This window comes from Mycobacterium sp. E342 (assembly GCF_001667665.1).
In the GTDB taxonomy this organism is placed as follows: domain Bacteria; phylum Actinomycetota; class Actinomycetes; order Mycobacteriales; family Mycobacteriaceae; genus Mycobacterium.
Map to the genome: position 1 here is coordinate 1 of NZ_LZJM01000314.1, position 8,973 is coordinate 8,973.

Here is an 8,973-nt window from a genome sequence, read left to right on the forward strand (position 1 = left end):
TGACCGACGACGTCCGCGCACGGGCCGCCGCGCTGGCCGCCCGGCATTCGGGCGCCGAGCCCGCCATCACCGGCAGCGTCACCGACATGCTGGCCAAGCTGGCCGAGGGTATCGCGGTCGACGGCATGGAGGCGCTGCTGCCGGTGCTGCGGCCCGGCGAGCACGTGCTGCTGACCGACCAGCTTGCCGAGGGAACGCCGGTGCTGCTGTGCGACCCCGAGAAGGTGCGGACCCGGGCGGCGGACCTGATCAAGACGGGCAGCGAATTCCTCGAGGCGTCCTGGTCGGTCGCGGCGCTGGGCACGGACGCGCCCGTGGACGTGACGCAGTTCGGCGGATCGGGCTTCGCCGAACTGGACGACGTGCACGCCGCGGCGGCGAAGTCCGGTCATCCGTGGTGGACGCTGAGCCAGTTGTCCGACGAGTCGGCGGTGGAGCTGGACATCCGGGCGGCGCCGTCGGCCCGCGGACATCAACACGACATCGACGGCGTCTTCGCCATGCTGCGCGCCCACGTCTCGACCGGTGGCTACGCCGCGGTGGTCGCGCCCGGCGTCGGGACCGCGCATCGGGTGGTCGAGCGGCTCGCCGATTCCGACACCCCCGCCGCCATGCTGGAACCGGACGCGGCGGACACCACGCTCAAACCGGGGATCGTCAGCGTCCTCAAGGGCCCGCTGCACGACGGCGTGATCATCCCCGGCGCCAACCTGGTCATCATCACCGAGACCGACCTGACCGGCAGCCGGGCCACCGCCGTCGAGGGCAAGCGGCTGGCGGCCAAGCGCCGCAACACCGTCGACCCGCTGGCGCTGACGGCCGGCGACCTGGTGGTGCACGACCAGCACGGCATCGGCCGGTTCGTCGAGATGACCGAACGCACCGTCGGCGGCGCCCGCCGGGAGTACCTGGTGCTCGAATACGCGTCCAGCAAGCGCGGCGGTGGGTCGGACAAGCTGTATGTCCCGATGGACTCGCTGGACCAGCTGTCGCGATACGTCGGCGGGCAGGCGCCGGCGCTTTCCAAGCTGGGCGGCAGCGACTGGGCCAACACCAAGACCAAGGCGCGCCGCGCGGTGCGCGAGATCGCCGGCGAGCTCGTCGCGCTGTACGCCAAGCGCCAGGCCAGCCCCGGACACGCGTTCGCGCCGGACACCCCGTGGCAGGCCGAGATGGAGGACGCGTTCGGCTTCACCGAGACCGTCGACCAGCTCACCGCCATCACCGAGGTCAAGGCCGACATGGAGAAGCCGATCCCGATGGACCGGGTGATCTGCGGCGACGTCGGCTACGGCAAGACCGAGATCGCGGTCCGGGCCGCGTTCAAGGCGGTGCAGGACGGCAAGCAGGTCGCCGTGCTGGTGCCCACCACGCTGCTGGCCGACCAGCACCTGCAGACGTTCACCGACCGGATGGCCGGCTTCCCGGTGACTGTCAAGGGTCTGTCGCGGTTCACCGACAACGCCGAGTCCCGCGCCGTGATCGAGGGAATGGCCGACGGGTCGGTCGACGTCGTGATCGGCACGCACCGGCTGCTGCAGACCGGGGTGCGGTGGAAGGACCTGGGCTTGGTGGTGGTCGACGAGGAGCAGCGGTTCGGCGTCGAGCACAAGGAGCACATCAAGTCGCTGCGCACCCACGTCGACGTGCTGACCATGAGCGCCACCCCGATCCCGCGCACCCTGGAGATGAGCCTGGCCGGTATCCGCGAGATGTCGACGATCCTCACCCCGCCCGAGGAGCGGTATCCCGTGCTGACCTACGTCGGCCCGCACGACGACAAGCAGGTCGCGGCGGCGCTGCGGCGCGAGTTGCTGCGCGACGGCCAGGCGTTCTACGTGCACAACCGGGTCAGCTCGATCGACCGCGCGGCGGCCCGGGTCCGCGAGCTGGTGCCCGAGGCGCGCGTCGTCGTCGCGCACGGGCAGATGCCCGAGGAGCGGCTGGAACGCACCGTGCAGGGATTCTGGAACCGCGAGTACGACATCCTGGTCTGCACCACGATCGTGGAGACGGGGCTGGACATCTCCAACGCCAACACGCTGATCGTCGAGCGCGCCGACACCTTCGGGCTGTCCCAGCTGCACCAGCTGCGGGGCCGGGTCGGACGCAGCCGCGAGCGCGGCTACGCCTACTTCCTCTATCCGCCGCACACACCGCTGACCGAGACGGCGTACGACCGGCTGGCGACCATCGCGCAGAACAACGAGTTGGGCGCCGGCATGGCGGTGGCGCTGAAGGACCTCGAGATCCGCGGCGCCGGCAACGTGCTGGGCGTCGAGCAGTCCGGGCACGTCGCCGGCGTCGGCTTCGACCTGTATGTGCGGCTGGTGGGCGAGGCAGTGGAGGCCTATCGGGCCGCCGCCGACGGGCAGACGGTGACCACCGCCGAGGAGCCCAAGGACGTGCGCATCGACCTGCCGGTGGACGCGCACCTGCCGCCGGATTACATCGCCAGCGACCGGCTCCGGCTGGAGGCCTACCGTCGCCTGGCCGCCGCTTCGGATGACGCGGCCATCGGCGCCGTGATCGAGGAACTCGTCGACCGCTACGGTGCGCTGCCCGAACCGGCACTGCGCCTGGTGGCGGTCGCGCGGTTGCGGCTGCTGTGCCGCGCCGCCGGCATCACCGAGGTGTCTGCCCCGTCGGCGGCGACTGTGCGGTTGTCGCCGATGACGCTGCTCGACTCGGCCCAGGTGCGGCTCAAGCGGATGTATCCGGCCGCGAGTTACCGCGCCACGACGTCCACCGTGCAGGTGCCCATCCCGCGGGCCGGCGGGGTCGGCGCGGCGCGCATCCGCGACGTCGAGTTGGTGCAGATGGTGGCCAACCTGGTGACCGCGCTGGAAGGTAGGCCCCAGACCGATATTGGTATAACGGGGTCACCTGCACCGATGTCCAGTGAGGAGCGGCAAGCGCGATGATCCGCGCCGGCGACGATGCAGTGGGGGTACCACCCGCTTGCGGGGGACGAAGCGATGTGGGGGTACCTCCCGCTTGCGGGGGAGAGGAGGGGCGCCCATGATCGTCGTCTTGTGCGACCCGCGTCGCCCGTCGCTGGTGCCCGTCGAGGCCATTGAGCACCTCGGCGGAGAGGTGCAGTACACCGAGGAGATGCCCGTCGCGGTGCCGTGGTCGCTGCCCGCGGCGCGCCCCGTGCATGCCGGGGACCCCGATGATCCGGCGCCGGTGCTGCTGTCGTCGGACCCCGACCATCCCGCCGTCACCGCCCGGCTGTCGGCGGGCGCGCGATTGATCTCCGCGCCGGAGACGCCGCGCGGCGAACGTCTGGTCGACGTGGTCGCGATGATGGACAAGCTGCGCACCGCCGGTCCGTGGGAGAGCGAGCAAACCCACGACTCCTTGCGCCGATTCCTGCTGGAGGAGACCTACGAACTGCTGGACGCGGTGCGCAGCGGTAGCGCCGACCAGCTACGGGAAGAACTCGGCGACGTGTTGCTGCAGGTGCTCTTTCATGCGCGCATCGCCGAAGATGCCCCGCAGCTGCCCTTTACCATCGACGACGTCGCGCTCACACTGATGCGGAAGCTGGGCAACCGGGTTCCGGGTGTGCTTGCGGGGCAGACCATTTCGCTGGAAGAGCAGCTGGCCCAGTGGGAAGAGCGCAAGGCGGCCGAAAAGCCGCGGAAATCCGTGATGGACGACGTGCACACCGGGCAGCCGGCGCTGGCCCTGGCGCAGAAGGTGATCGAGCGGGCCCGGAAGGCCGGCCTACCCGCCGACCTCGTTCCCGCCGAGATCACCTCTGTTTCCGTGTCGGCCGACGGCGACGCGGAAAGTGCGTTGCGCACGGCCGTGCTGGAGTTCGTGGACACGGTCCGCGAGGTCGAGCGGGCGATCGCCGCCACACGCCGCGGCGTCGGCGTCCCCGAGGAGTTCGACGTGGCCCCGCTCGGGGAGATCACGGAAGACGAGTGGCGTGAGCACTGGCCCTCGGGCGGGGCCGCCGCCGATGCGCCGGCCGCGCCCGACGGGGCGGTCGAGGAATCCGCGGTGGACGCCGCGGCCGACGACGCCTGATCGTGCGCTGGAGCCCGAACGCGGCCGGGCGCACTGGAACCCATGGGACGATGGTGGGGCGGAAGTTGGTGCAGGGGAGTCCGAGGGAGCTTTAACCAGCATGGTGTCGCCGAGGCGTTGGTTGCGCGCGGCCGCCGTGATCGGCGCGACTGCGATGCTGCTGGCCTCCAGCTGCACATGGCAGCTCAGCCTGTTCATTCCGGAGGGCGTCCCGCCGCCGGCCGGGGCTCCGGTGCCGCCGGTGGACACGCACGCCAGCGGCCGGCCCGCGGACCAGCTTCGGGCCTGGGCCGAACAACGGTCGGCCACCTTGGAGATTCCCGTGATCGCATTGGAGGCTTACGCGTACGCCGCCCGGGTCGCCGAGGTTGAGAACCCGAAGTGCCACATCGCATGGACCACGCTGGCGGGCATCGGGCAGGTCGAGAGCCACCACGGCACCTACCGCGGCGCGCGGCTGGCGCCCAACGGGGATGTCAGCCCCCCGATTCGCGGCGTCCGCCTGGACGGAAGTGGCGGCACCCTGCGCATCGTCGACAGCGAGGAACCGGCGACGGACGACGACGGGGTGGTGCGCGCCATGGGCCCGATGCAGTTCATCCCTGAGACCTGGCGGTTGTACGGCGTGGACGCGCACAACGACGGCCGCGTCAGCCCGGACAACATCGACGATGCGGCGCTCGCGGCGGCCGGTTACCTGTGTTGGCGGGGAAAGGATCTGGCCACACCGCGCGGCTGGATCACCGCGCTGCGGGCCTACAACAACTCCGGTGTCTACGCGCGGGCGGTGCGCGACTGGGCGACCGCTTATGCGGCGGGTCACCCGCTGTAGCAGGATGTACCAGGCTTTACGCTAACGGCGGCGAGGCCGGCACCAGCTACGGAACACAAGGAGAAACTCAGTGCCGATTATCGAGCAGGTCGGGGCCCGCGAGATCCTCGATTCCCGCGGCAACCCGACGGTCGAGGTCGAGATCGCCCTAGCGGACGGGACGTTTGCCCGCGCGGCGGTGCCGTCCGGCGCGTCGACCGGTGAGCACGAGGCCGTCGAGTTGCGCGACGGTGGTGCGCGTTACGGCGGAAAGGGAGTGCAAAAGGCGGTAGAGGCCGTTCTCGACGAGATCGGCCCGGCGGTCATCGGGCTGGCCGCTGACGACCAGCGGTTGGTGGACCAGGCGCTGGTCGACCTCGACGGAACCCCCGACAAGTCCCGGCTGGGCGGCAACGCCATCCTCGGTGTGTCGCTGGCCGTCGCGAAGGCCGCCGCCGACTCCGCCGAGCTGCCGCTGTTCCGCTACATCGGCGGGCCGAACGCGCACATCCTGCCGGTGCCGATGATGAACATCCTCAACGGCGGCGCGCACGCCGACACCGCCGTCGACATCCAGGAATTCATGGTGGCACCGATCGGCGCGCCGAGCTTCGCCGAAGCATTGCGCTGGGGCGCCGAGGTGTACCACTCGCTCAAGTCGGTGCTGAAGAAGGAGGGCCTGAGCACCGGCCTGGGGGACGAGGGCGGTTTCGCGCCCGACGTGGCCGGCACCACCGCCGCGCTGGACCTGATCGGCCGGGCCATCGAGTCGGCCGGTTTCAAGCTGGGCGTCGATGTGGCGCTGGCCCTGGACGCCGCCGCCACCGAGTTCTACACCGACGGCACCGGATACGCCTTCGAGGGCAGCACCCGCAGCGCCGAGCAGATGGCGGAGTTCTACGCCGGGCTGCTCGGCTCTTATCCGCTGGTGTCCATCGAAGACCCGCTGTCCGAGGACGATTGGGCCGGCTGGGCCGCGCTGACGGCGTCGATCGGTGACCGCGTGCAGATCGTCGGCGACGACATCTTCGTCACCAATCCCGAGCGCCTCGAGGAAGGCATCGAGAAGGGCGTCGCAAACGCGTTGCTGGTCAAGGTGAATCAGATCGGCACGCTGACCGAGACGCTCGACGCCGTTTCGCTCGCCCACCACAGCGGGTACCGCACCATGATGAGCCACCGCAGCGGCGAGACCGAGGACACCACGATCGCCGACCTGGCGGTGGCCGTCGGCAGCGGGCAGATCAAGACCGGTGCGCCCGCCCGCAGCGAGCGGGTCGCCAAATACAACCAGCTGCTGCGGATCGAGGAGGCGCTGGGCGACGCCGCGCGCTACGCCGGCGATCTGGCGTTCCCGCGGTATGCGCCGGAGGCCAAATAGCTTGCCCGCCAAGCCGGATCCCAAACGGCGCTCCCCGGCATCGCGTCCGGGGAAGGCCGGGGATCCGGTTCGGCGCCGCCGCACCACCAAGCCGGCCGCCAAGCCCTCGCCGACCGCGAAGCAGGCCAGCGCGCGGTCGGCTTTCGAGCATGTGGTCGAGCCGATCAAGCGGCAGGTCGCCGAGTCCGTCGAGCAACGGTCCGAGCAGCGGCTGGGTTTCACCGCCCGGCGTGCGGCGGTGCTGGCCGCGGTGATCTGCGTGCTGACGTTGACCATCGCCGGCCCGGTGCGCACCTATTTCGCGCAGCGCACGGAGATGAATCAGTTGACGGCGAGCGAAGCCGCGCTGCGTCGGCAGATCGCCGACCTCGAGCAGAGGAAGGCCAAGCTCGGCGATCCGGCCTACATCGCTGCGCAGGCGCGCGAGCGGCTCGGATTCGTGAAGCCCGGCGACATTCCGTTCCAGGTGCAGCTTCCGCCTTCGGCGGCGACCCCGTCCGAACCCGGGGGGCAGGCGGCGAAGCCCGCCAACACCGATCCCTGGTACACCTCGCTGTGGCACACCATCGCCGACGCGCCGCACCTGCCGCCGGCCAATGCGCCCTCACCCGAACCCGGCCCGGGCGGTCCCGTCCCGCCGGCCGCACCGAACCCCACGGCGCCCGGTGGTTGAGCGTGCCGACCTGGAAGCCGTGGCGCGTCAGCTCGGGCGTGAGCCGCGCGGCGTGCTCGATATCGCCTACCGCTGCCCCAACGGTGATCCCGGAGTGGTGAAGACCGCGCCGAAACTACCTGACGGCACGCCCTTTCCGACGTTGTACTACCTGACACATCCGGTGCTGACCGCCGCCGCAAGCCGGCTGGAGACGACGGGGCTGATGCGCGAGATGTCCGAACGGCTGCGGCACGACCCCGAATTGGCGGCCGCATATCGGCGGGCCCACGAGTCATATCTGGCCGAGCGGGACGCGATCGAGCCGTTGGGCACCACATTTTCCGGGGGAGGAATGCCGGACCGGGTCAAGTGCCTGCATGTGCTGATCGCGCACTCGTTGGCCAAGGGGCCGGGTTGCAACCCGCTCGGCGACGAGGCGCTGGCCATTCTGGCGCCCGAGCCCGCGATGACCGGGATTCTGGTGGCCGGGCAGTGGTGAGCAGGCTCGCCGGAATCGACTGCGGCACCAACTCGATTCGGTTGCTGATCGCCGACGTGGCCGACGGGCGCCTGCGCGACGTGCACCGGGAGACCCGGATCGTGCGGCTGGGCCAGGGTGTCGACGCGACCGGTCAGTTCGCGCCGGAGGCGATCGCGCGGACCCGGGAGGCGCTGACCGACTACGCCGCTCTGCTCAGCCGCCACCGCGTCGAGCGGGTGCGGATGGTGGCCACCTCGGCCGCTCGCGACGTCGCCAATCGCGACGTCTTCTTTGAGATGACGGCCGACGTGCTGGGCGCGGTGGTGCCGGGCGCGGTGGCGGAGGTGATCACCGGAGCCGAGGAGGCCGCCCTGTCGTTCCGCGGTGCCGTCGGCGAATTAGACCCTGCGGCTGGGCCTTTCGTGGTGGTGGACCTCGGGGGAGGATCCACCGAGATCGTCGTGGGTGGTGACTCGGTGGCGGCGAGCTACTCGGCCGACATCGGCTGCGTGCGGCTGACCGAGCGCTGCCTGCACTCGGACCCGCCGACGCCCGAGGAGGTGGCCGCGGCCCGAGCGGTGGTGCGCGAGCGGCTGGACGTCGCGCTGGGCGTGGTGCCCGTTGAGGGCGCGCGGACCTGGGTCGGGCTGGCCGGGACGATGACCACGCTGTCCGCGCTGGCCCACAACATGACGGCGTATGACTCTGCGGCCATTCATCTTTCGCGCGTTCCCGGCGGCGACCTGCTGGCGGTGTGCGAGCGGCTGATCGGCATGACCCGGTCCGAGCGCGCCGCGTTGGGGCCCATGCACGCGGGGCGGGCGGACGTGATCGGTGGTGGCGCGATCGTGGTCGAGGAGTTGGCGCGCGAGTTGCGCGCCCGCGCCGGCATCGACGAGCTGACCGTCAGCGAGCACGACATCCTGGACGGGATCGTGTTGTCTATCGCGGGCTGAGTCACAGCGGCCACATGCGTTTCTCGCCGGAGGGAGCGGCGAGTTGACCGCCTCACAGCGACAACCGCCAACTGTTGGGCTTGGGCGATCGGGTTGAGTCACAGCGGCCACACGTGTTTCTCGCCGGAGGGAGCGGCGATGTGCCCGCCTCACAGCGACAACTGGGTTGTCGGACCGGTATGCCATGGTACGGCGATGAATATCCAGGGAATCGAGCTGCGCTACGTGCTGACGATGCACCTTGCGCACCACGGGCCGGCGACCGTCGGTGAGATGATCGAAGCCCTTACCGGGCAGGGTTTTCAGATCCGCGGCAGGGCATCGAAGGTCATCTCCGATGCCTTGCGATGGGAGATCGGCCGAGGCAGGGTGCGTCGCATGGGCCGCGGACGCTACGGGCCGAGACTGATCCCGCGCTCTACCGAGTACCGAATCCACCAACGCGTGCTGGCTCTGCGGCAGGCGGCGAGGTTGTCGCTGTGAGGCGGGCAACTCGTCGATTCGTCCGGCCAGGGGCCAGTGTGGCGGATGTGACTCACCCTCCGCGAGCCCCAACCCCTGCGAGGCGAAAGTCGCTGTGAGGCGGGCACATCGACGATTCCCCGACACGGGGGCGGAAGTGACCGATGTGACCAGGGCTTCGGGCTC

Annotated in this window: 8 protein-coding genes and 1 pseudogene; all 9 read left to right on the plus strand. The window is 70.4% G+C overall.

The window, feature by feature from the left end:
* The coding region (gene mfd, locus A5692_RS25830; RefSeq protein ID WP_068061866.1) for a transcription-repair coupling factor at positions 1–2,924 on the plus strand (2,924 nt) is incomplete at its 5' end.
* Positions 2,921–2,992 (plus strand): annotated as a pseudogene (locus A5692_RS30065) (hypothetical protein); the annotation flags it as partial. The gene mfd and the pseudogene A5692_RS30065, both read left to right, overlap by 4 nt.
* A gap of 29 nt (positions 2,993–3,021) precedes the next feature.
* Positions 3,022–4,041: a nucleoside triphosphate pyrophosphohydrolase gene (locus tag A5692_RS25835; RefSeq protein WP_068061870.1), complete on the plus strand. Its 1,020-nt coding sequence runs from the start codon at positions 3,022–3,024 to the stop codon at positions 4,039–4,041.
* Between the two features lie 103 nt (positions 4,042–4,144).
* Positions 4,145–4,873 (plus strand): lytic transglycosylase domain-containing protein, encoded by a 729-nt coding sequence (locus A5692_RS25840; protein ID WP_156766287.1) that lies wholly within the window; start codon positions 4,145–4,147, stop codon positions 4,871–4,873.
* Between the two features lie 70 nt (positions 4,874–4,943).
* Positions 4,944–6,233: a phosphopyruvate hydratase gene (eno, locus tag A5692_RS25845; RefSeq protein ID WP_068061877.1), complete on the plus strand. Its 1,290-nt coding sequence runs from the start codon at positions 4,944–4,946 to the stop codon at positions 6,231–6,233.
* A gap of 1 nt (position 6,234) precedes the next feature.
* Positions 6,235–6,906: a septum formation initiator family protein gene (locus A5692_RS25850; protein ID WP_068061879.1), complete on the plus strand. Its 672-nt coding sequence runs from the start codon at positions 6,235–6,237 to the stop codon at positions 6,904–6,906.
* Positions 6,899–7,387 (plus strand): DUF501 domain-containing protein, encoded by a 489-nt coding sequence (locus tag A5692_RS25855; protein WP_068061881.1) that lies wholly within the window; start codon positions 6,899–6,901, stop codon positions 7,385–7,387. The genes A5692_RS25850 and A5692_RS25855 overlap by 8 nt, the downstream gene beginning before the upstream one ends.
* The gene (locus A5692_RS25860; protein WP_156766286.1) at positions 7,381–8,325 is read left to right on the plus strand and encodes a Ppx/GppA phosphatase family protein; all 945 of its coding nucleotides are present in this window, start codon (positions 7,381–7,383) and stop codon (positions 8,323–8,325) included. The genes A5692_RS25855 and A5692_RS25860 overlap by 7 nt, the downstream gene beginning before the upstream one ends.
* A gap of 195 nt (positions 8,326–8,520) precedes the next feature.
* Positions 8,521–8,808: a hypothetical protein gene (locus tag A5692_RS25865; RefSeq protein ID WP_068061887.1), complete on the plus strand. Its 288-nt coding sequence runs from the start codon at positions 8,521–8,523 to the stop codon at positions 8,806–8,808.
* Positions 8,809–8,973: the final 165 nt, after the last annotated feature.